This window comes from Paractinoplanes toevensis, assembly GCF_018332695.1.
Lineage (GTDB): Bacteria > Actinomycetota > Actinomycetes > Mycobacteriales > Micromonosporaceae > Actinoplanes > Actinoplanes toevensis.
In genome coordinates this window covers 1-22,063 of sequence record NZ_BOQN01000054.1, presented here as the reverse complement: position 1 = coordinate 22,063, position 22,063 = coordinate 1, and the positions used below count along the sequence as shown (strand labels likewise).

The window sequence follows — 22,063 nt, the reverse complement described above, 5'->3', positions numbered from 1 at the left end:
GGCGGCGATAGTGCGGTTGGGGACGGGGTATGCGTACTCATCGGGGTTGAAAAGAAACGCCCCGCCGGAAGAGAACCGGCGGGGCGCAACCAAGAACTGACCGAAAATCAGCGCTTGTCGATCGGGACGAACTCGCGCTCGGCGAAACCCGTGTAGAGCTGGCGCGGGCGGCCGATCTTCGTGGCCGGGTCGACCATCATCTCGGACCACTGGGCGATCCAGCCGGGAAGCCGGCCGATGGCGAACAGCACGGTGAACATCTTGGTGGGGAAGTTCATCGCCTTGTAGATGAGGCCGGTGTAGAAATCGACGTTCGGGTAAAGCTTCCGGCTCACGAAGTAGTCGTCGCTGAGCGCGATCTCCTCGAGCTGGAACGCGATCTCGAGCAGCGGGTCGGGCTTGTCGAGGGTGTTGAGCATTTCCAGGGCGGCCTTCTTGACGATGGCGGCGCGCGGGTCGTAATTCTTGTAGACCCGGTGGCCGAAGCCCATCAGCTTGACGCCTTTTTCCTTGTTCTTCACCCGGGTGACGAACGCGTTGACGTCGCCGCCGTCCTTGCGGATCTGCTCGAGCATTTCGAGCACCGCCGCGTTGGCGCCGCCGTGCAGCGGGCCGGACAGCGCGTTGATGCCGGCCGACACCGACGCGAACAGGTTGGCCTGCGCCGACCCGACCAGCCGGACCGTCGACGTGGAGCAGTTCTGCTCGTGGTCGGCGTGCAGGATGAACAGCATGTCGAGGATCTTGGCGACCTTGGGGTCCACGTCGTACTGCACGGTGGGCAGCCCGAAGGTCATGCGCAGGAAGTTCTCGACGTAGTCGAGGGAGTTGTCGGGGTAGGGCAGCGGGTGGCCGATGCTCTTCTTGTAGGCGTACGCCGCGATGGTCGGAAGCTTCGCCATCAGTCGGATGCCCGAGATCTCGACCTGTTCGGGGTCGAGCGGGTCGAGCGCGTCCTGGTAGAAGGTCGACAGCGCGGTGACCGCGGAGGACAGCACGGCCATCGGGTGCGCGTCCCGCGGGAAGCCGGAGAAGAACGAGCGCATCTCCTCCTGCAGCAGCGTGTGCACCCGGATCTTGTCGCCGAAGTCCTTCAGCTGCGCCGGCGTCGGCAGCGCGTCGTGCATCAGCAGATAGGAGACCTCGAGGAAGGTCGACTTCTCGGCGAGCTGCTCGATCGGAAAACCGCGGTAACGCAGGATGCCCGCGTCACCGTCGATGTAGGTGATGGCCGAGGTCGTCGACGCCGTGTTCACGAAACCCTGGTCGAGGGTGACGAAGCCGGTCTCCTTGAGAAGGGCACTGACGTCGATGCCGCCCGGACCCTCGACGGCCTCACGCACCGCCATCGACAACTGGCCACCAGGGTGGTCGAGCTTGACATCCGTCATGTATTTCCCTCACTTCACCGGCAGATGTCCACAAGAATTTGTCGTTCACCGTAAACCCTCAACCTGAATGGGTCATCAGGTGGCCACCCGCTGAGGGATTGATCACGAAGAGTGGCGTTCTTGCATAGATAATGGTGGGTAGAACACCAACGGAGGTGGGGCCCGTGCGGAACCCTGTTGTGGTAGGCGTGACCGGCACGTCGGCCGGCCTGGCCGCGGCGCGACTGGCCGCGCGTGAGGCGGTCTCGCGCGGTTGTCAGCTCCGAGTGATTCACGCTTTCACCTGGCCAAGTCAGGGTGTCCCGGGTGCCGGTCTCGATTACGACCGGGCCCGCCGGGCCGCCTCGCAGGTGCTCGACGAGGCGGTCGCCTCCGCCAAGCGTTCCACACCTCGGGTGCGAGTGGCAGGCCAACTCGTGGACGGGTTGCCCGATCGCGTGCTGTTACGGCTGAGCCGCAGCGCGGTGCTGCTCGTGCTGGGCGACGACGGCCTGGCCACCACCCCGTGGCTGCCGCCCGGCTCGGTGCTGGTGCAGACGGTGGCCCGGTCGTTCTGCCCGGTGCTGGTGGCGCGCGGGCCACGCCCGCCCTCGGGCGTGGTGATGGCGGCCGTGGACGGCTCGGCCAGCGGAGTGCAGGCGCTGCGGCACGCCGCCGCCGAGGGCCGCCGCCGCAAGGTCGGCGTCGAGGTGGTGCACGTCGTGAAGGAGTACGGCGGGCGGCACGAGGAACAGGGCCGGCAGATCCTCGCCGACGCCCTGGCCGCGGTGCCGGAACTGGGCCGGTTCCGCACCCGGGTGCTGGCCGGCGAGCCCGGACCCAGCCTGGTGCACGCGTCGTCCCGCGCCCGGGTGATCGTGGTGGGACCGCGGGGAACGCGGGGCGCCGGTCTGCTGGGATCAGTTGCGCGAGAAGTACTGCATCGGGCGGCCAGCCCGACTATCTTCGTGCACGGCCGAGCGGTGCCGGCCCAGCGGACGCCCTCCGGGACGACAAAGGCGCTGGCACGCTAACTCCCCTGGCAAAAGAGCCGATCTGACGGTTGATGACCGAAAAATGGCGACTGCTCGCCCTCACCGGGGTGACGGCGACGGTCGTGTACCTGCTCGACCTGAACCCCGTGATCAATGCCGTGTGCACACTGATCATCGGGGGCAATACGGTCTGGGCGTGTTTCGCCGGGCCGCGCCGCTACGGCGCGCAGCCCCGCCGCGCCTGGCAGCTGGTCGGCTGGGCCGGGATCATCTTCCTGCTCGGCATCATCGTCCGGCCCTTCGCCACCGACGCCGGCCTGCCATTGCTCGCCGACGCCTGCACGATCCCGGGCTATTTCCTGTTCTGCGGCTTCTTCATCGTCCTGCTGCGCGCCCGGCAGAGCGTCGAGTGGCACACCGTGATCGACGGCATGATCGTCTGCCTGGCCGGCGGACTGGCCAGCACGCTTCTGCTCGCCGTGCCGGCCGTCCGGGTGCCGGACCGCTCCGACGTCGTGTCCGCGCTGGCCGGCCTCTACCCGCTGTTCGACGTCGTGCTGCTGATGCTGGTGCTCAGCCTGACCTTCACCGCGCGCAGCTGGCCACCCAGCCTGATCAGCATGGTGGTGGCGATGGCGCTGCTGTTCGTCGGCGACCTGGGGTACGCGATCGTCGGCGCGTCCGGCCACCTCTACACCACTCCCCTGCTCGACGCCCCGTTCCTGCTCGCGTACACGGCCTTCGGGGTGACCCCGATCCATCCGTCGGCGGTGGAGATGGGCAGGCCGGCCCGGCCGCCGGTGCCGGCCTGGTCCGGGCGGCGGATGGTGCTGCTGGTGCCGGCCCTGGCCACCCCGTTCATCCTGCTCATGACGGTGGGCGACGCGACCGGGCACCGGGTGGCGATCGCCGTGATCGGCCTGCTGGTCGTGTCGCTGCTACTGGTCCGGGCGATCGCGGCGGTCCGCGCCCAAGCCGTCGCGCAGCACTACGCCGAGCACCAGGCCACCCACGACGCGCTGACCGGCCTGCCCAATCGGCGGCTGATCACCACGTCGATCGAACGGCTGCTCGGCAAGACCCCGGCCGGCGGTCCCGAGTCCACCTGGGTGCTGGTCCTGGGCCTGGACGGCTTCAAGTACATCAACGAGACGTGGGGGCACGACACCGGTGACCGGCTGGTCATCGAGGTCGGCGAGCGGCTGCGGTCCGGTTTCCCCGACGAGATGCCGGTGGCGGCGCTCGGCGGCGACGAGTTCCTGGTCGCGGCGCTCGGCGACCGGGCCGACGCCGAGCGGCTGGTCGCGACGGTGCTCGGCTGCTTCGACCGGCCGTTCGTGGTCAGCGACGTGGAGCTGAAGATCAGCGCGTCGCTCGGCATCGCGTTCGCCGGGCCCGAGGGCGAGCCCGAGGAGCTGATGCGGGACGCCGACACCGCCATGTACCAGGCCAAGTCCGAGGGGCCCGGCAACACCACGTTCTTCGACGTCTCCATGCACGACCAGGTGCGCGAACGCATCGAGATGGAGGTGGCGCTGCGCCAGGCGATCGTCGACGAGCAGCTGTGGGTGGCGTACCAGCCGCTCATCGACGTCGACGGCGGGCGGGCGATCGGCGCGGAGGCGCTGGTCCGCTGGTCGCACCCGGAGCGCGGCCCGATCTCGCCGGCCGTGTTCATCCCGATCGCCGAGGACGCCGGCCTGATCGGCATGCTCGGCGACTGGGTGCGCCAGGAGGCGCTGCGCCAGCTCGCGGCGTGGCGCGCCGACGGCACCGTCGACGACGACTTCTACCTGTCCATCAACGTCTCCGCCAAGCAGCTGACCGTGTCGACCTTCCCGCTGGTGGTGTCGGCCGAGCTGCTGCGGTTCGGGGTGCCGGCCCGGTGCGTGGCGCTGGAGATGACCGAGTCGGTCATGGTCGACAACTCCGGCACCAGCGCCCGGACGGTCTACGAGCTGCGCGAGCTCGGCGTGAAACTGCTCATCGACGACTTCGGCACCGGCTTCTCCGGCCTCGGCTATCTGCGCCGGTTCCCGGTTACCGGCGTCAAGATCGACCGCTCGTTCGTGGTCGGGCTGGGCGCCGACGAGGAGGCCGGCGAGATCGTCCGCGCGATCGTGGCGATGAGTCAGGCCCTGCGACTCAGCGTGATCGCCGAGGGGGTCGAGACCCGGGTGCAGCGGGACGCGATCGCCGCCGTCGGGGTGACCATCGGACAGGGCTGGCTCTGGGGTCCCGCGGTGGCACCGGCCGAATTCGCGGCCGCCTGGCACGCCACCGGCACCGCGGCCACCCTCGCCGCCGGCCTTACTGAGCGTCAAAGGTAAAACCTTCCGAACGGCCCTTGGCAGGAGTCGTACCACTCGGGCATCATTCCTCCCCTGAGGTAACCGGCGTCACAGCCCATACCGGGAGGAGGACGACATGACCGCCATGGTGGGAGCCCTGCTCGTGCTCACCGTCGGGCTCGCCGCGGCGTTGGCAGCGGCGGTGCGCTGACTCCGGCATGCTTGCCTGATGCGCTTCGCCACCTGGAACGTCAACTCGGTCAACGCCCGCCTGCCGCGGCTGCTGGAGTGGCTTTCGAACACGAAGCCCGACGTGCTGTGCCTGCAGGAGACGAAGGTCGCGGCCGACGGTTTCCCCTCGGCCGACGTCGCCGCCCTCGGCTACGAGATCGCCGCTTACGGGCAGGGCCGGTGGAACGGGGTGGCGCTGCTGTCCCGCATCGGCCTGTCCGCCGTGCGCCAGGGCTTCCCGGGCGAGCCCGGTTATCCGGACCCGGAAGCACGGGCCATCAGCGCTTCCTGCGGCGGGATTCGCTTCACGTCGGTCTACGTTCCCAACGGCCGCACCCCGGACGATCCGCATTACCAGTACAAACTCGCCTGGCTTTCCGCTTTGCGGGATTCGCTTCTCTCGGATATATCGGCTGGTCCGACCGTGGTGGCCGGTGACTTCAACGTCGCACCGACCGACGACGACGTGTGGGACCCGGCGGTCTTCGTCGGCTCCACCCACGTCACCCTGCCCGAGCGGGCCGCCCTGGCCGCGATCCGCGACGCGGGCCTGCGCGACATCCCGGCCCGGCCCATGAAGGGCGACCATCCGTTCACCTATTGGGACTACCGCGGCGGAAATTTCCACAAGAACATGGGCATGCGGATCGACCTGGTTCTGGCCACCCCGTCGGTCGCCGACCGGGTGACGGACGCGGTGGTCGACCGGGAGGCCCGCAAGGGGAAAGGCCCCTCCGACCACGCCCCGATCGTCGTCGACATCGATGGATGACCTTCCATGATCGGCCAGTCCTACCGAGCCGCGCCACCGTTCAAGGATTAGGCTGTGCGGAACGATCACATCGGCGGGAGACCGAAAGGGGAAATCATTGACCGGGCAATCGCCGGCTGTCGCCGGCGACGTGCGCGCCTTGGTGCCCGCACCGGCTCTGCTCCGCGCCGCTCTGGACGCCGCCTCCGAGGCGGTCCTCCTCTGCGGCACCGCCGATGACACGATCCTGCTGGTCAACACCGCCGCCGCGAACCTGGTGCCGGACGTCGCCACGCTGCGCGGCGCTCTCACCGCCGGGGCCGACACCTTCACCGTCGAACACGCCGGGCGCCACATAGCCGGCCGGCGCCGCACGCTCGACGAAGATCACTACGCGTGGTATCTGCGCGATCGCACCGAAGAGGTCAACCGCGCCGCCGCCCTGTCCGCCGAGCGCGCCCGCACGGCGTTCCTGGCCGACGCCGGCCGCCGCCTGTCCGCCTCCCTGCACCAGGGCCGCTGCCTGCGCACCACCGCCGAGCTGGCGGTCGCCCACCTGGCCGACGCGGCCGTCGTCATCCTGCCGCCGCACCGCCGGCGCAGCACCTGGCTGCGACTCACCGGTGGCGAGCGGATCGTCGAGGGCTCGGTCGCCGAGAGCCAGCTGTCCGACGTGCCCGGCATGGTCGAGGTGCTCGGCGGCTTCCCGCCGATCCCCAGTCGCTGGCTCGACGCCGCCCAGGCGCCGTCCTGGCTCGGCCTGGGCGAGATCGGCGCGCTGCTGGTCACCCCGCTGCCCGGCACCGCCGAACCGGCCGGTGCGCTGATCCTGGCCAAGCGCGGGAGCACCTTCACCACCGACGACGAGATCCTGGCCCGCATCTTCGCGGCCCGGGCCGGCTCGGCCATCTCGGCCGCCGCCCTCTACCGCGAGCAGGCCGACACGGCCGCCGTCCTGCAGGCCGACCTGCTGCCGCCCGAGCTGCTCCAGATGGACGGCGTGGAGCTGGTCGGCTCCTACCAGGCGGCCCGCGAGGCGCTGCGGATCGGCGGCGACTTCTACGACGTCTTCGAGCCCACCCACCCCGGCGGCGACACCGTGCTGGCCCTCGGCGACGTGTGCGGCACCGGCCCCGAGGCCGCGGTCCTGACCGGAAAGGTCCGCCAGACCCTGCGCGCCCTGCACCTGGTCGACGCCGACCCCGCCGAGATGTTGCGGGTGCTCAACCAGGCCCTGCTCCAGTCCGGCCGCCAGCACCGCTTCGTCACGCTGGTCGTCGGCGCACTGCGCCGGGCCGACCACGGCCGGGTCCGGCTGACCCTGGCCACCGGCGGCCACCCGCCACCGCTGGTGCTGCGGGCCGACGGCACCGTCGAGGAGGTGCCGGTCAGCGGCACCCTGATCGGCGCCGTGACCGAGACGGTGGTCCGCCCGGCCGAGGTGGAGCTGGCCCCCGGCGAGCTGTGCCTGCTCTACAGCGACGGCCTGTTCGAGGCCCGGGGCGGCCCGACCACCACCGCCCAGTACGGCGAGGCTCGCCTCAAGGCCGCCCTCTCCACCTGCCAAGGCTTGCCCGCCACGGCCACCGTTGAGCGAGTCCGCCAGCTGGTCTCCGACTGGATGCACGGCGGCGCCCGCGACGACATCGCCATGCTGGCGGTGCGCGCCCCCGTCCGCACGGCCCTGAGCCTGCGCGACGGCGGCCAGACCCAGTCCTCCTTCGCCCTCAACACCCGTAGGGTCCGCCAGCGCTCATGACTGTCTTCACGCCCAACCCGCCACTCGACCTCGACGATCCCGGCCTGCGCGAACACTTCCTCCGCCTGGTCGGCGACGGCGACGAGTACGGCGCGGTCGAGGTGGTCACCGCACTGCTGGAACAGGACATCCCGCCGCAGCGCATCATGATGGACCTGATCGCCCGCACCCAGTCCCGGGTGGGCGAGCTCTGGGCGGCGAACGAGTGGACGGTCGCCCGCGAACACGCCGCCACCGCCACCGCCGAACGAGCCCTGGCGGCCCTCGCGGCCCACACCCCGCGCCGCCCCGACCGCGGCCGCATCACGATCGCCTGCGTCGATGGCGAGTGGCACGCCCTGCCGGTCCGCATCCTGGCCGAGATGCTCCGCCTGGACGGCTGGCGGGTCGACTTCCTGGGCCCCTCGGTCCCCGGCCCGCACCTGGTCACCCACCTGCACCAGACCGGCCCCGACGCGGTTGCCCTGAGCTGCATGATCTCCACCCGCCTGCCCCGGGCCCACGCCGCCATCACGGCCTGCCGCTCGGCCGGCATCCCGGTGATCGCCGGCGGCCGCGGTTTCGGCCCCGGCGGCCGCTACGCACAAACCCTGGGCGCCGACGCCTGGGCGGCCGGCGCCGAGGAGGCCGTGGCCCGCCTGGCCTCGTCGTGGCCACCCCCACCGCGCGACCCCCAGGTGCACGCCTTCCTGGGCGACGACGAGTACACCCATGTGGTCCGCCACCGCCCCGACCTGATCGTCACCGGCATGCGCTCGCTGATGACCGCCTTCCCCGCGATGGCGTCCTACAACGACCAGCAGACCGACTCCACCCTGGAAGACATGGGCCACGTGGTCGACTTCCTGGCCTCCGCCCTGTACCTGAGCGAGCCCCAGATCTTCACCGACTTCGTCGACTGGACCAACGACGTACTCCAGGCCCGCGGCGTCCCGTCCCCCGCCCTGCGAGCAGGCCTGCAGGTGATCCGCGACCAGCTACATGACTACCCAAGAGCCCTGTCCGTGCTGGACGCCGGCCTGTCCCGCCTATCCCCGTAACCCCGCCCCGTCCACGCCTCTCCCAGCCCAGCCCAGCCCGGCCCGGCCCGGCCCGGCCCGGCAGATCATCCGGCACCGCACTATCTTGGCGCCGCCCTTACGCCGCATCGCCCAACCCAGTGGCACCGCCGAGCCCACCGCGCGCCGGCACCGCCCCGCCGCATCACCGTCACCCGCCGGCCGCCAGCACCGCCCGGCCCACCGCATCGCCCGGCCCGCCAGCACCGCCCGGCCCACCGCATCGCCCGGCCCGGTGGCACCGCGCGGCCCACCGCGCGCCGGTACCGCCCGGCCCGCCCCATCACCGTCACCCGCCGCCCGCCAGCACCGCCCCGCCCACCGCATCACCGCCCGTGGCACCGCCCGGCCCACCGCACGCCGGCAACGCCCCGCCCGCCGCATCACCGTCGCCGCCGCATCGATGCACCCGGCGCGGCGCACCGCCGCGCCCGCCGCTTCTCTCGGCTGCGGTTCCTTGGGCCGATCTTGTGGATTTGCTGCTCGCTGCGAGCAGCAAATCCACGACTTTGAGCCGGCGGCACCCCGACCACGCGGCGTCAAGCATGAAATAAATGGATTTATCTGGCCAGCGGTGTCCATCATGTGGCGCCTCCGACCGGAATGCGGGAGCCAGGTCCAGCATTTGGCGATCGGCCCGCATCGTGGAACGCGTCGCCGATGGGTGGGAACGGCGAGCCGCTCTCGCCTCCACGTCGACCGGACGAGTCGGACGTTCCGGGCTACGGAGTGGCTACGCCGTCGTTGTCCCTGGCGATCGGGTGGCGGTTCCGTCCGATTCGCTGGTGACCGGCGTCGGCTGCCGACTCGACCATGGCCAGTGCCGGGCTGCCGACTCCGAATACGGCCGGCGATCAAAGCTGACTCGGCCGTGGCCGGTGGCGGTGGTGCTCAGGCTCGGACGACCAGGGTTTTGGCGGCCATGTCGCCGAGGCGGCGGCGGTTCTTCGAGTTGACTACGACGATCAGGGCCACCAGGTAGCCCACCAGACCGTCGATTATGCGCAGCAGCGTGCGGACGATGCCGGACAGCAAGCCTGGGCGGCCGCCGGTCTCGGCGTCCACCACGCGGATGCCGGTGATCAGCTTGCCCACGGTGCGGCCGGTCAGGCCCTCGAGCAGCACGTAGTAGAGGAACACGAAAAGCACGAACCACAGCCCGCCGGCCGAGGAGACGTTGCTCAGCTGGTAGGTCGTGTTGTCCTGCTGGACGCCCAGTGCCGAGGCCACGAAACCGAACAGCACGCCGTCGAGCAGGGTCGCCACGACGCGGCGGCCGGTCACGTGAACATTGAGCATCATGGAACCGATCGTGCGGCACGACCGCAAGCGAGCACCCGCGCCGAATTAATTCGGTCGCGCCGGTCGAGGCGTCCGGCTAGCGTGGCACGCATGATCTCCTGATGCTCGCCGGCCGCGGTCGCGGCCCCAGCGTTCCGGCTCCGGGTGCTCCGGCGGGTTGTCCGCCGTGGAGACACCGGCGCGCCGACGCCCGGAGCAGTCTGTTTTCTTCCACGGCTTCACCCTGACCAGCCCGGCCTCGCGGGCCTGGCCGCCGCATGCGGTCCGGCGCCCGGGGCGGGGCGCGAAGGAGGTACGTATGCCCCCGCAGAGCTTTTCCGTCCACGTAGACCAGGACGATCTCGTCAAACAGGATCTCGCCGCCGCCCTCGGCCGGCCCGCCGCGAAGACCGCAGCCGGTCCGGACGCCGCGCCGGAAGCCGTTCACCATGGTGCCCGGGACGGCCGGCAGGCGGCTCGGGGCCGGTCCGAACGCGACCACGCCCGCAGCGGCGGCGGAAAGTCCCGCTCCTACGCCTTCCGCCGAAGCTAGGCCGGCCCGCGCGGTCCGCTGCGCATCGGGGAGCCCGGCAGGCAACCGCCCGCCGGGCTCCCCGCGCACAAGAAGCCGACACGGGCGGCACCGGAAGTGGCCCGGCCGAACGGCCGAGCCACTAACGGGACAGGTGCCGGGAAGCTGCCCGGCCCGGCGACCAACGCGACCGGTGCCGCAAGCAGCCCGGCCCGGCGGCCAACGCGACCGGTGCCGGAAGTAGCCCGGCCCGGCGATCAGCGGGAGTGGGAGCGGGTGTCAGCCCAGTTCGGCGTACACGTCGTCGAGGGCGCCGTGGTACATGTCGCTGCGGGTATTGAAGTTGGGGCCGCCGATGCGCAGGGGCAGCGAGTTGCTGATCGACAGCGTCGCCGGGATGGTGGTCTGGCCGCGCAGCACGTTGTCGACGTAAATCGCCAGGTTGGTGCCCTGGCGCTGGCAGAGGATCTTGTGCCACTGGCCGTCGGTGACCGGTGCGCTGGAGCGGGCGAAGTACGCCGTCGCGCTGCCGGTGCCGGACATGACGCAGTGGGCCCGGCCGTTGGTGGCGCCCAGCTGCATCTTCCACTGGCTGCCGGTGCCGGCCACACCCTTCTGCATGATGTTGGCCGAGCCGCCCAGCTGCGCCTTCGTCAGGCGGATCCGGGCCGACCAGCGGAACCACCGGGTGCCGGGGTTGAGGTTGGCGGCGTTCGGGGCCTCCATCAGGCCGCGCGAGCAGGTCGCGGCGCCCGCGGCGCAGGCGGCGGGGAAGACGGCCGCACCGGCCTCGAAGCGGATCACGCCCTGGTCGGCGGTGCGGACACTGAGTGCCTGGCCGCGGCCGGAGGTGTCGGCGATCTTGCCGGCGGTGGCGCCGGTGTTGAAGTCCCAGCGGGCCACCAGCGCGAGCGTGCCGGGAGTGTCCGCGAGGGCGGGCGACGCCGGGATGAGCATCCCGGCTGCCGCCGCTAGAGCAATTGCGATCTTCATACCTATGAGAACGCGTTTTGCCGGATTAGTTACGGAAGAACGTCCAGAACCTCGGCCAGCATGCAGACGCCGAGCAGGCGCAGCAGGTGCCAGTCGGCGGCCTTCCAGTCGGCGGGGCGGGTGGCGGCCTCGCCGATGGCGGGCACCGTGCGGCCACCGCGGCGGGCGGCGGCGACGATCGACGTGGCGTAGGCGGCGAGGCCGGCGGCGTCGAGGTCGCGGTCGGCGTCGATCATGGCGTCCCGAACCGCGGCGGCGTGCTGGTCGACCAGGGCGAGCAGGCCCGGGTCGGCGAGCGCGGCGGCGAGGCCGTCGACGCCGACGCGCGCCATCATCTCGTCCAGCAGCGCGGCGGCCGGGTCGAGAACCGGGATGTCCGCGGCGGTGGAAATCGGGGCGAAGGCGAGGAATTCGTTCGTCATGGCCAGAACGCTAGGGCCTGCGGGCACCCCGAAACAGGGGGGTAACCGAACGGCACCCGAGCGCCTACGGGCTCGCTACGCCGGGAGCTGGTCCATCGCCTTATATATCCTTTTGTCCGAAATCGGATAGGCGGTCCCGAGCGCCTGAGCGAACAGGTTGACCCGCAGTTCCTCGATCATCCAGCGGATCGCGGTGAGCTCGTCGGAGGGCGGGAGCTCGGCCCGCAGCTCGCGGTACTCCGCCTCGATCTCGTGGATCTGCGCCATCAACTGGCGGTCCCGCGCCAGGTTTCCGCCGACCCGGTCCAGGCGGTACGAGATGGCCCGCAGGTAGCGCGGCAGGTGGTGCAGCTGACGCCAGCCGGTGGCGGTCACGAACCCGGGGTAGACCAGGGCCTTGAGCTGCTGGCGGATGTCGGCGAGGGCGGCCAGCAGGGCCGGGTTCGAGCTGCTGGCGATACGCTGCGACACCTCGTAGGTGGTGGCCAGCACCGCCTGCACCTGGGTCACCACGTTGGCCACCGCGTCGACGAGGTCCTCCCGCACCGTGTCGCGCAGCGTGGCGAAGGCGGGCGACGACCAGGCCGGCCCACCCGCATCGGCGACGAGGCGGTCCACGGCGGCCCCGGCGCAGTCGTCGAGCAGGTCGGCGATGGACCGATAGGGATTACCCCGGGACAGTTCCAGCTTGGCCCGATTGTCGAGCCGCCCCTGCAGGTAGCGGGCGGCCGGCGGCAGGGTCAGCAGCAGCAACTTCCGGGTCCCGGCAATCATGGCGAGCCGCTGCTCGGCCTCGGTCTCGAATACCCGTACGGCGACGGAGTCCCCCTCGTCGGCCAGCGCGGGATAGACGCTCACCTCGTACCCGCCGCGGACCTGCTGAAGGCGGCGCGGCAGCGCGCCGAAGTCGTTGGTGGTGATGCCCCGGCGTTCGATGTCGCCCGCGGCCGCGGAGATCGTCTTCTGGACCGCGGGGGCGAGCGAGCGCCGCAGCACGTCGAGGTCGCGCCCCTCCCCCACGATCTTGTCGTTCTCGTCGACCACCCGGAAGTTGATCCGCAGGTGGGCCGGCACCTGGTCGGGCCGCCAGGCATCGGCCGGCACGACGGTGCCGGTGAGCCGGCGTAATTCGGTGCCGATCGCGTCGGGCAGCGGGCCGCGCCGGGCCGGGACCCGGTCGAGGACCGCTTCGGCCCAGTCCGGCACCGGCACGAAGTTGGTGCGCAGCGCCTTGGGCAACGCCCGGATCAGCGAGATCACCACGTCCTTGCGGAAGCCGGGCACCGACCACCCGAAGTCGTCGGCGTCGAGCTTGTTGAGCAGGGCGAGCGGCACCCGCACGGTCACCCCGTCGGCCACCGAGTCGGGCTCGAACGAGTAGCTGAGCGGCAGCTTCACCCCACCGGCCAGCCAGGCGTCCGGGAACGCGTTCGGGTCGACCGCGTCGCGGCCCGCGTTGACCAGCATCTCCCGGGTGAATTGGAGCAGTTCCGGATCGTCCCGCCGGGCTTTCTTGAACCAGGCGTCGAAATGCCGGGCCGACACCACGTCGGCGGGAATGCGGGCGTCATAGAGCGCATAGACGGTTTCGTCGTCGACCGCGATGTCCCGGCGCCGAGCCCGGTTCTCAATCTCCTCGATGCGCTCCAGGAGCGCCCGATTAAAACCGAAGAACTTGTGGTGCGTCTCCCAGTCACCCTCGACCAGCGCGTGCCGGATGAACAGCTCGCGGCACAGCACCGGGTCGACCTTGGAATAGAGCACCTTCCGTCGCGGCACGATCGGCAGGCCGTAGAGCGTGACCCGTTCGAAGGCCATCACCGCGCCCTGTTTCTTCTCCCAGTGCGGCTCGCTGTAGGAGCTCTTGACCAGGTGCGGAGCGAGTTTCTCCGCCCATTCCGGCTCGATCCGGGCGTTGACCCGGCCCCACAGCCGGCTGGTCTCGACCAGTTCGGCCGACATCACCCAGCGCGGCTGTTTCTTGAACAGCGCCGAGCCCGGAAAAATCGCGAACTTGGCGCCGCGGGCGCCCAGATATTCGCGCTTGTCGGACTCCTTGAGGCCGATGTGACTGAGCAGACCGGACAGCAGGGCGGTGTGCACATGGGCACCCTCGGCGACGTCCTCACGGTCTTCGACAAGAGACAATCCGAGGGTACGGGCGACCTGCCGCAACTGGGCGTAGATGTCCTGCCACTCGCGGACCCGCAGATAGTTCAGGAATTCGGAGCGGCACAGCCGGCGGAACTGGTTGCCGGACAGCTCCTGCTGCTTCTCGCGAAGGTAGCGCCACAGGTTGAGATAGCTGAAGAAGTCCGATTCCTTGTCGGTGAACCGGGCGTGCTTCTCGTCGGCCTGCTGCTGTTTCTCGGTGGGCCGTTCGCGCGGGTCCTGGATGGACAGGGCCGCGGCGATCACCATCACCTCGGCGACGCACTCCTGCTTGTCCGCCTCCATCACCATCCGGGCGAGCCGCGGGTCGACCGGCAGCTGGGCGAGCTGGCGGCCGAGCGGCGTGAGCTTGCGGTCGTCGAGCGCGCCGAGCTCCTCGAGCAGTTTCACGCCGTCGGTGATGTTGCGCCGGTCCGGCGGGTCGATGAACGGGAATTTGGCGAGGTCGCCGAGACCGAGATTGGTCATCTGCAGAATGACACTCGCCAGGTTCGTCCGCAGGATCTCCGGCTCGGTGAACTCGGGCCGGGACTCGAAGTCCTCCTCCGAGTAGAGCCGGATGCAGATGCCGTCGGCGACCCGCCCGCAGCGGCCCTTGCGCTGGTTGGCGCTGGCCTGCGAGACCGGTTCGATCGGCAGCCGCTGCACCTTGAGCCGGTTGGAGTAGCGGCTGATCCGGGCCGTGCCGGGGTCGATGACGTAGCGGATGCCGGGGACGGTCAGCGAGGTCTCGGCCACGTTGGTGGCGAGCACGACCCGGCGCTGCGAGTGCCGCTCGAAGACCTTGTGCTGCTCGGCGGCGGACAACCGGCCGTACAGCGGGACGATGTCGGTGTTGCGCAGGTTGCGCTTGCCCAGGGCCTCGGCGGTGTCGCGGATCTCCCGCTCGCCGGAGAGGAACACCAGGATGTCGCCGTCCCCGTCCCGGCCGAGTTCGTCGACCGCGTCGGCGATGCCGTCCACCTGGTCCATCGGCTCCTCGGTCTCGTCCGAGGCATCCACCGAGACCAACGGCCGGTAACGCACTTCGACCGGGTAGGTGCGGCCGGTCACCTCGATGACCGGAGCGCCACCGAAATGCGCGGAGAACCGGGCGGTCTCGATGGTCGCCGAGGTGATGATCACCTTCAGGTCGGGGCGGCGCGGGAGGATCTCGCGGAGGTAGCCGAGGATGAAGTCGATGTTGAGGCTGCGCTCGTGGGCCTCGTCGATGATCAGGGTGTCGTACCGGTACAGCATCCGGTCGTTCTGGATCTCGGCGAGCAGGATGCCGTCGGTCATGACCTTGACCATGGTGTCGTCGCTCACCTGATCGGTGAACCGCACCTTGTAGCCGACCGTGGAGCCCAGCGGCCGGTCGAGCTCCTCGGCGATGCGCTCGGCGACCGTGCGGGCGGCAATCCGGCGCGGCTGGGTGTGCCCGATCTGGCCGCGCACCCCGCGCCCCAGCTCCATGCAGATCTTGGGGATCTGGGTGGTCTTGCCGGAGCCGGTCTCGCCGGCCACCACGACGACCTGATGGTCGCGGATGGCGGCGAGGATGTCGTCCTTGCGCTGGCTGACCGGCAGCGACTCGGGGTAGGTGATGGCCGGGACGGAGGCGAGCTTGGCCTCGAGGCGGCCCCGCGCGGCGACCGCCTCGGCTTCGATCTCGGCCAGAGCGGTGGCCCGGGCCGCCTCGTCACGAATCCGGCGGGTGCCGTCCAGCCTGCGCTGGAGCCGCCGTTCGTCCCGAGGGAGCAGGTCGGGAAAAAGGGCGCGGAGCGAGGCGGGTGTTATCGACATGGCGCAGCAAGAATAGGCGGAACCCGCCGGAAACGCCTGGTGATTAACGCCGCTTGGCGAGCCCGTCCACCGCCGCCATCTCCTCGTCGGTCAGCGCGAAGCCCCCGATGTCGAAGTTGCTCGATACCCGGGCCGGCGACGCCGACTTCGGGATCACCACGATCTCATGCTGTACGTGCCAGCGAAGCACCACGCGGGCCGGGTCGACGTCGTGCGCGGCGGCGATCCGGGTGAGCACCGGGTCGTGCAGGTCGGTGGTCTTGAACGGCGAGTAGCCCTCGACGATGACCCCGCGGTCGCGGTGCGCGGAAACCAGCCCCGCATCCCAGAGCGCCGGTCCGAACCGGATCTGGTTGACGGCCGGCGCCTCGCCCGTTTCGGAGACCAGGGAATCGATATCCGAGATGTCAAAGTTGCTCACGCCGATCGCCCGCGTCAGGCCTTCGTCGCGCAAGGCGACGAACGAGCGCCATACCGCGACCGACCGGCCCCGGGACGGCGGCCAGTGGATCAGCCACAGGTCGACCGCGTCCACCCCGAGCAGACGCACGCTCTCCGAGATGGTCGCGCGCTCCTTGCCGGCCCGCTCGGGCGGCAGCTTGGTGGTGATGAAGACCTGGTCGCGGAGCACGCCGGAGTCGGCGAGCGCGCGGCCCACCTCGGCCTCGTTGCCGTACATGGTGGCGGTGTCGATGTGCCGGTAGCCGGCGTCCAGGGCGGCGCGGACGGCCTTGTAGGCCTGCTCGCCGCGCAGCTGCCAGGTGCCGAAGCCGAGCAGCGGCATGGCCAGGTCGCTGCCGGCGACCGGGAGGGCGGGAATGGTCATGCGCCCCAATCTATTCCGGGTCGGCGGGGTGGTGGTGCGGCACCGGCGAGCGCAGCCGGGTGCCGGCCGGATCCCCGCCCGACGGCGCCGACGACGGCAGGGCACTGAGCCCCGGCAGCCGGGTGTTCTCCATGGCGGCCCGCTCGGCGAGCGCACGTTCGAGCTTCTCGCGCGCCTCGTCGTCGTCGGAGTCGGTGGGCGCGTCCTTCTTCGTGGACCTGAGCTTCATGGCGTACTCCTCCAATGGCAGGGTGAAGTGGAAGCGCGTCCCTCCGCCGGGGTTGTCGGCGACGCCGATCTCCCCGCCGTGGCGCTCCACGATGCGTTTGCAGATGGCCAGGCCGAGCCCGGTGCCGGCGTAGCCGGCGTCGGCGTGGGCCCGATGGAACCGTTCGAAGACGGCGGGCTTGTCGGCGTCCGGGATGCCGATGCCGCGGTCGGCGATCGCCACCCGGGTCCAGCCGTCGCCGACCGGGCCGGCGGTGATGTCGACGCGGGCGGCGGAGCCGGGGCTGACGTACTTGAGCGCGTTGCCGATCAGGTTGTCCAGGACGTGCCGCAGCATCGCCGGGTCGGCGGCGACGATCGGCAGCTCGCCGATGAACACGTCCGGCACCTGGTCGTCCGGCAGGTGCCCGGTGCGGTCCTGGACCACCTCGCCGACCAGCGCGGACAGGTCGACCGCGGTGAAGTTCAGCGGCGCGTCCCGGGCGGTGGTGTAGGCCAGCAGGGTGTCGATCATCGCGGCCATCCGGTCGACGGCCCGGACGATGCGCAGCAGCGAGTGCGAGGGTTCGCCGTCCTCGAGGAGTTCCTCGCAATGGCCGCGGATGACGGTGAGCGGCGCCTTGAGGTCGTGCGCCACCACCCCGGCGAAGACGGCCAGGTCGTTCTCGTAGCGGCGCAGCTCGGTGATGTCGTGGAAGACCGCGACCGCGCCGGCCTCCCCGGCGCTGGGGTCGAGCGGCCGCCCGTCCACGCTGATCAGGATGCCCTCGGGCCGCCCCGCGTTGCGGACCAGCATCTCCACCCCGTTGGAGCTCTCCCCGGACAGGGCCCGGATCAGCGGCAGCTCGTCGTGCGGGAACGGGGTCCGGCCGTCCGGCCGGAACAGCCCGTAGTGCTCCTGCCAGGCGGCCATGTCGGAGGTGTCCTGGTCGATGCCGAGCAGTTCCTTGGCGGCCGGGTTGTGCAGCATGAACTCGCCGTTCCCGTCGACCACGCCGACCCCGTCGCCGATGCTGGCCATCACCGCGGCGAGCAGGACGGCCTGATGGCGGCTCTCCTGCTCGGCCTGGCGCAGCTCGCGGGTGGCCGCCTCGACCCGGGCGACGGCCCGGGAGCGCGCCGACGCCAGCACGTAGACCAGCCCGGCCACGATCAGCGTGATGGCGATCCCGCCACCGAGCACCAGGCCGGGCAGCGGGCTGTGCGCGCCGGGCAGGTTGCCGGAATCGGCCCGGATGATCAGCGTCCATTCCCGGTCGGCGACGTCGAGCAGGCTCTCCCGTTCCATGTCGGGTTCGCCGGGCACGAAGTAGTGGGCCACCGCCGGCCGGCTGCCGTCGGTGTTGGCGGCGAGCAGTTCGCCGTTGAGCTGACCCTGGCTGACCGCGGCCAGCACGGCGCTGAGGAAGTCCTGGCCACGCATGCCGAGCACCATCCAGCCGCGGAACTGCGGATCGGCGGTGCGCGGCCAGATCGGCGCGGCGAAGACGAACGAGTGCTGCTGCTGGGCGGCCGGCAGGTTGCGGTCGCGCAGCAGGACGTACGTGTCGGAGACGGCGGGCGAGCTCATCCGGCGCGCGTCCCGCATCGCCTCGGCCGGTTCGCGGGCCGCGGCCAGGTCGATGCCGCTGGTCGTGCCGGAGCTGCGCAGCCCCCGGTTGAAGATCGAGAAGTAGTGCTCCTGGCCGGTCACGGCGGGCCGCAGGACGAGCCCGTCGGCCCCGCGCGAGCGCCACCGCGCCTGCACCGCCGGGATCTGCGCGTCGGTGGCCGGCACCACGAACGCGACGCTGGACGCGCCCTTGAGCCCGGCGTTGGCCAGTGACGACGTGGCCGCGTCGAAGTCGTCCCAGGTCATGTTGCTGTCGGTGGCCAGGCCGGTGGCGGTGGCCTCGAGCAGCGACCGGTAGCGCGCGGTCTCGGTCAGCACGGCGGCCTTCGCCATCTCGGCTCGCTGGTCCATGACTCGTTCGGCGTTCTCCCGTTGCCCGGAACGCAGGCCCGACACGATCAGCCCGGTGGCGGTCAGGCCCACGACGATCACGGCGACGGCGAGAAACGCGGCCAGGCGCCCGTGTCCGGGACGCCCGGCGACCGCGCTCCCCCGTCGCCTCACCAAAACCAGCGTAATGCGCAAATCACCCCCGTCAGCCGCTTCGGCCGACGGGGGTGATACAAAGCTTCTACTTCCAGATGTCGTACTGATAGAGGTTGTACGACGCCATCAGGCTAGTGATCTTGGTGTAGTAGTTCGGGTCGGTCGCGTACCCGGCCTTCCAGACGGTCCAGATGAACTTGTTCGCGTCCTTGGAGTACTCGAAGGCCGGCTTGTAACGGCTGTTCACCCGCAGGAAGCTGCCGTGGTCGCGGAACGAGTGCCCCATCGTGGCGTACGTCCGGAAGGTCGCCGTGGTGGAGAAGCACTGGCCGGCCTTGGTGCACTCGGTGGTCACGTAGTTGTGGCAGCCGCTGGCCAGCTTCCCGTACGCCCCGTTCTGGCATTTGATCCCGAAGTAGTTGCGGTCGGTGGCCGACAGGCTGCTGCGGCCCCAGCCCGACTCCAGGATCGCCTGGCCGATCGTCACCGAGGCCGGCACGCCGTACTCCCGCCAGCCCTGCTGCGCACCCGGCACCGACGCCTTGAGGAACTGCTCCGGCGTGATCGCCGGGGTGTCGTCCGCCGGGGTCAGCGAGGCGCCCGGGCACAGCGTCAGCGTCGGCGTGACGACGTAGGCGTGCGAGATGTAACCGCCGTCGGTCAGCCGGTTCCACTGCGTGGTCGTGCGCACGGTGCCGGACACCTTCGTGCCCACCACCCCGCACACCCCCTGCACGGTGCCGCCGTTGGCGATCGACCGCTTGACCGGGGCGCTGGTGTTCGGCGCGGTGCGCACGTTGACCGAGCCGTCGGTGCTGCGCACAGTGCCGGTCCTGGCCGTCACGGCCGGGGCCGCCTTCGGCGCGCTGGTCGCGCACCGCGGCACACTTCCGCTGGTCCGGAGGTACGCGTGGCTCACGTACGCGCCGGTGGACAGCTTGTCCCATTGCGTGCTCGTGCGGACCGACCCGCGAACGGACGGGCCGGTAACCGCGCACATCACGGTGACCTTCTGGTTGTTCTTCAGCGTGCCGACGATCCGGGACGCCAGCGACGGGCTCGTGCGCGTCTTCAGCGGCGCGGTGCGCACGTCGACGGTCGCGGTCACCCCGGCGGCCTGGGCGGCGGCCGGAGCCACCAGGAGGCCACCACCGGCGGCGAGCACCAGTAGTGGTGCGGCAAGCAGTCGGCGGGTGTCGAAGCCCATGAAACGTCCCCCGGTCTCGGTCAGGCATTTGTCCGTTTCAAGGTCCCGAGGGGGCGTTGCGGGGCAAGAGCGATCCCGGTTGCGGCTGAGTTGCCACGGTCGCCGGAGGAGGCTGTTGCGACACAGCGAAACGCGTGAGACTTACGCGTGCTTGAAACTGGGCACGATTGGGCAAACGCCCTCCGTCTCGTACGATCAGCAGCCTGCAGGAGGACCTCGCCGATGACGGCCCTGGCGTCCCGAACCGAATCGGCACCCACCCCCGCGAAGGCGCGCGGTGGCGCCGGGCATGTCCTCGCCCCTCTGGCCGTCGCGATCCTGGCCGCCGCCGGGGTCGCCGCCCTGTACCGCGTCTGCGTGCTGACGTCCCTGGGCCAGTACGTCGACACGACCGCCATGCGCGGCGGCGACGTCGATCACCCCCGCGTGGTCGAGGTGCTCAGCCGCACGCTGAACGGCACCACCCTGGTCAGCCTGGTGGGTGTCTGCCTCGCCGCGGCCACCATCGGGGTGCTGCGCAAGCGGATCGACCTGGCGGTCGGTGCCGCCCTGCTGGTGATCGGCGCCAACGGCACCAGCCAGCTGCTGAAGATGCGCCTCGACCGGCCCGACTACGACGGCCTGACCACCCCCAACTCGTTCCCGAGCGGGCACACCGCGGCGGCCGCCTCGGTGGCGTTCGCGCTGATCCTGGTGCTGCCGGCCGCCGTCCGCGGCATGGTCACCATGATCGGCGCCGGCTACGTCACGGTCATCGCGATCGCGACCGTCTGGGCCGAGTGGCACCGCCCGAGCGACACCGTCGCCGCGGTCCTGCTGGTGCTGGCCTGGTCGTCGCTGGTGGCCTTCGTGATCCGGCTGCGGCGATCCCGGCACCTCGGGCCGGCCGAGCGGCACAGCCGGGTCGGCACCGTCGTCCTGCTGATCGTCACGGTCGTGGCCGGCGCCGCCGGCATCCTCGGCCTGATCACCACGGCCATGTCCGAACGCGTCACGCCGGACCTCGTCTCCGGCCGGTTCGCGTTCCTGGCCGGCTCGGCCGGCATGACCGCCGCCGTGGCCGGCGCATTTCTGATCTGGGTGCGGCTGGCGTCCGGCGACAAGCCGGAGACCGCACCGGCGAAGACGGCGGTCCGCCGCCGCACCAAGGGAGGCAGCAAGTGACAACTCCGTCCGACAAGCCGATCACCACTTCGGCCACCGATAACGCACCGACCGCCCCGATCCCCTCACCCCGGGTGGCCCCCGACGCGGCACCGACCGAGACGATCCCCACCGATTCCGCTCCGACCGCGCCGATCCCGGCCGCACCCGGCAGCGCCGCCGGGCAGATCCCGCCCGGCCCGGGCGGTGCGGTGCCGAGCGTGCCCGCGCAGGCGCCGGCCGGGCCGAGCGTGCCGACCGAGGTGGTCGGCACCTACCCCGACTACGCGATGGCCCAGCAGGCCGTCGACCACCTGTCCGACAACAAGTTCCCGGTCGAGCGCACCGCCATCATCGGCACCGACCTGCGCCTGGTGGAGAACGTCCTGGGCCGGCTCACCACCGCCCGGGCGGCGATCGCCGGGGCGGCCAGCGGCGCCTGGTTCGGTCTGTTCATCGGCCTGCTGTTCGGCCTGTTCAGCGATTCCGGCTGGTTCGGCGTCATCCTGGTCTGCCTGCTGATCGGCGCGGCCTGGGGTGCCATCTTCGGCGCGATCGCGCACGCCGCCACCGGTGGCCGCCGCGACTTCGCCTCGCGCAGCTCCCTGGTAGCCGGCCAGTACGCGGTCACTTCCGACTCGGAGGTAGCCGACCAGGCCCGCCAGCTCCTGATCCAGCTGAACTGGCGCGCCAGCGGCGCTCAGTAACCAGCCAGCAGAAAGAGGCCCCGATCTTCGATCGGGGCCTCTTGGTTTGAGCGCAACCAAAGTCGCGCTGAGCCCGCTGACGTCGCCCGCCGAGCGGAGCGAGGCCAGCCAGCTCAGAGTGTCTCGCCGCTCTAAGCGCGATTACAGCGCACCGTTCAGCTCCGCACGAAGCTTCGCCAAAGCACGGGTCAAAAGGCGGGACACGTGCATCTGG

General features: G+C 70.7%; 16 protein-coding genes. 8 read left to right on the top strand and 8 right to left on the bottom strand.

Translation table 11 applies throughout. The annotated features are described in order from the left end of the window. Window positions 1-107 precede the first annotated feature (107 nt). Window positions 108-1,391, bottom strand: coding sequence for a citrate synthase (locus Ato02nite_RS20915; RefSeq protein ID WP_213008279.1), 1,284 nt, complete (start codon window positions 1,389-1,391; stop codon window positions 108-110). A gap of 164 nt (window positions 1,392-1,555) precedes the next feature. On the opposite strand from Ato02nite_RS20915, the gene Ato02nite_RS20910 reads away from it, so the two are divergent. The 5 genes from Ato02nite_RS20910 (at window position 1,556) to Ato02nite_RS20890 (ending at window position 8,437) form a co-directional block, all read left to right on the top strand. Further along, complete coding sequence (locus tag Ato02nite_RS20910) at window positions 1,556-2,404, top strand: universal stress protein (protein WP_213008278.1); 849 nt, start codon at window positions 1,556-1,558, stop codon at window positions 2,402-2,404. 32 nt (window positions 2,405-2,436) lie between these two features. Next, window positions 2,437-4,695, top strand: coding sequence for a putative bifunctional diguanylate cyclase/phosphodiesterase (locus Ato02nite_RS20905; protein ID WP_213008277.1), 2,259 nt, complete (start codon window positions 2,437-2,439; stop codon window positions 4,693-4,695). 190 nt (window positions 4,696-4,885) lie between these two features. Next, window positions 4,886-5,659, top strand: coding sequence for an exodeoxyribonuclease III (locus tag Ato02nite_RS20900; RefSeq protein WP_213008276.1), 774 nt, complete (start codon window positions 4,886-4,888; stop codon window positions 5,657-5,659). A 97-nt stretch (window positions 5,660-5,756) separates the two neighbouring features. After that, window positions 5,757-7,397, top strand: coding sequence for a PP2C family protein-serine/threonine phosphatase (locus Ato02nite_RS20895; protein WP_246607268.1), 1,641 nt, complete (start codon window positions 5,757-5,759; stop codon window positions 7,395-7,397). Further along, window positions 7,394-8,437 (top strand): cobalamin B12-binding domain-containing protein, encoded by a 1,044-nt coding sequence (locus Ato02nite_RS20890; RefSeq protein WP_213008275.1) that lies wholly within the window; start codon window positions 7,394-7,396, stop codon window positions 8,435-8,437. Before Ato02nite_RS20895 ends, Ato02nite_RS20890 begins: the two co-directional genes overlap by 4 nt. A 909-nt stretch (window positions 8,438-9,346) precedes the next feature. On the opposite strand, the gene Ato02nite_RS20885 is transcribed toward Ato02nite_RS20890, so the two are convergent. Next, window positions 9,347-9,757 carry an RDD family protein gene (locus tag Ato02nite_RS20885; protein WP_213008274.1) on the bottom strand — a complete coding sequence of 137 codons (411 nt, stop codon included), beginning with the start codon at window positions 9,755-9,757 and terminating at the stop codon, window positions 9,347-9,349. Window positions 9,758-10,055: 298 nt separating this feature from the next. Between Ato02nite_RS20885 and Ato02nite_RS20880 the strand changes: the two genes are divergently transcribed. Next, the gene (locus tag Ato02nite_RS20880) at window positions 10,056-10,289 is read left to right on the top strand and encodes a hypothetical protein (RefSeq protein ID WP_213008273.1); all 234 of its coding nucleotides are present in this window, start codon (window positions 10,056-10,058) and stop codon (window positions 10,287-10,289) included. Window positions 10,290-10,547: 258 nt separating this feature from the next. Here the strand turns inward: Ato02nite_RS20880 and Ato02nite_RS20875 are convergent, their stop codons facing one another. The 6 genes from Ato02nite_RS20875 to gsmA form a co-directional block, all read right to left on the bottom strand. Further along, a complete protein-coding gene (locus Ato02nite_RS20875) occupies window positions 10,548-11,261 on the bottom strand; it encodes a LamG-like jellyroll fold domain-containing protein (protein WP_213008272.1) in 714 nt (237 codons plus the stop codon). Window positions 11,262-11,290: 29 nt separating this feature from the next. Continuing rightward, a complete protein-coding gene (locus Ato02nite_RS20870; protein ID WP_213008271.1) occupies window positions 11,291-11,683 on the bottom strand; it encodes a DUF6401 family natural product biosynthesis protein in 393 nt (130 codons plus the stop codon). 75 nt (window positions 11,684-11,758) lie between these two features. Beyond that, complete coding sequence (gene hrpA / locus Ato02nite_RS20865; RefSeq protein WP_213008270.1) at window positions 11,759-15,640, bottom strand: ATP-dependent RNA helicase HrpA; 3,882 nt, start codon at window positions 15,638-15,640, stop codon at window positions 11,759-11,761. A 43-nt stretch (window positions 15,641-15,683) separates the two neighbouring features. After that, complete coding sequence (locus tag Ato02nite_RS20860) at window positions 15,684-16,466, bottom strand: aldo/keto reductase (RefSeq protein ID WP_246607267.1); 783 nt, start codon at window positions 16,464-16,466, stop codon at window positions 15,684-15,686. A 10-nt stretch (window positions 16,467-16,476) separates the two neighbouring features. Beyond that, complete coding sequence (locus Ato02nite_RS20855; protein ID WP_246607266.1) at window positions 16,477-18,810, bottom strand: ATP-binding protein; 2,334 nt, start codon at window positions 18,808-18,810, stop codon at window positions 16,477-16,479. A 67-nt stretch (window positions 18,811-18,877) separates the two neighbouring features. Next, complete coding sequence (gene gsmA / locus Ato02nite_RS20850) at window positions 18,878-19,999, bottom strand: sporangiospore maturation cell wall hydrolase GsmA (RefSeq protein ID WP_213008269.1); 1,122 nt, start codon at window positions 19,997-19,999, stop codon at window positions 18,878-18,880. 222 nt (window positions 20,000-20,221) lie between these two features. Here gsmA and Ato02nite_RS20845 point away from each other — a divergent pair, with 222 nt between their 5' ends. Then, window positions 20,222-21,163 carry a phosphatase PAP2 family protein gene (locus Ato02nite_RS20845; RefSeq protein ID WP_213008268.1) on the top strand — a complete coding sequence of 314 codons (942 nt, stop codon included), beginning with the start codon at window positions 20,222-20,224 and terminating at the stop codon, window positions 21,161-21,163. Window positions 21,164-21,267: 104 nt separating this feature from the next. Next, the gene (locus tag Ato02nite_RS20840) at window positions 21,268-21,849 is read left to right on the top strand and encodes a YflT domain-containing protein (protein WP_438873060.1); all 582 of its coding nucleotides are present in this window, start codon (window positions 21,268-21,270) and stop codon (window positions 21,847-21,849) included. Window positions 21,850-22,063 lie beyond the last annotated feature (214 nt).

Bases quoted from the DNA above. Each gene is read 5' to 3' on its own strand.
- Ato02nite_RS20860 (WP_246607267.1), bottom strand. From the start codon at position 16,466: ATGACCATTCCCGCCCTCCCGGTCGCCGGCAGCGACCTGGCCATGCCG.
- Ato02nite_RS20915 (WP_213008279.1), bottom strand. From the start codon at position 1,391: ATGACGGATGTCAAGCTCGACCACCCTGGTGGCCAGTTGTCGATGGCG.
- Ato02nite_RS20885 (WP_213008274.1), bottom strand. From the start codon at position 9,757: ATGATGCTCAATGTTCACGTGACCGGCCGCCGCGTCGTGGCGACCCTG.
- Ato02nite_RS20880 (WP_213008273.1), top strand. From the start codon at position 10,056: ATGCCCCCGCAGAGCTTTTCCGTCCACGTAGACCAGGACGATCTCGTC.
- Ato02nite_RS20900 (WP_213008276.1), top strand. From the start codon at position 4,886: ATGCGCTTCGCCACCTGGAACGTCAACTCGGTCAACGCCCGCCTGCCG.
- Ato02nite_RS20870 (WP_213008271.1), bottom strand. From the start codon at position 11,683: ATGACGAACGAATTCCTCGCCTTCGCCCCGATTTCCACCGCCGCGGAC.
- gsmA (WP_213008269.1), bottom strand. From the start codon at position 19,999: ATGGGCTTCGACACCCGCCGACTGCTTGCCGCACCACTACTGGTGCTC.
- Ato02nite_RS20875 (WP_213008272.1), bottom strand. From the start codon at position 11,261: ATGAAGATCGCAATTGCTCTAGCGGCGGCAGCCGGGATGCTCATCCCG.
- Ato02nite_RS20890 (WP_213008275.1), top strand. From the start codon at position 7,394: ATGACTGTCTTCACGCCCAACCCGCCACTCGACCTCGACGATCCCGGC.
- Ato02nite_RS20905 (WP_213008277.1), top strand. From the start codon at position 2,437: ATGACCGAAAAATGGCGACTGCTCGCCCTCACCGGGGTGACGGCGACG.
- hrpA (WP_213008270.1), bottom strand. From the start codon at position 15,640: ATGTCGATAACACCCGCCTCGCTCCGCGCCCTTTTTCCCGACCTGCTC.
- Ato02nite_RS20845 (WP_213008268.1), top strand. From the start codon at position 20,222: ATGACGGCCCTGGCGTCCCGAACCGAATCGGCACCCACCCCCGCGAAG.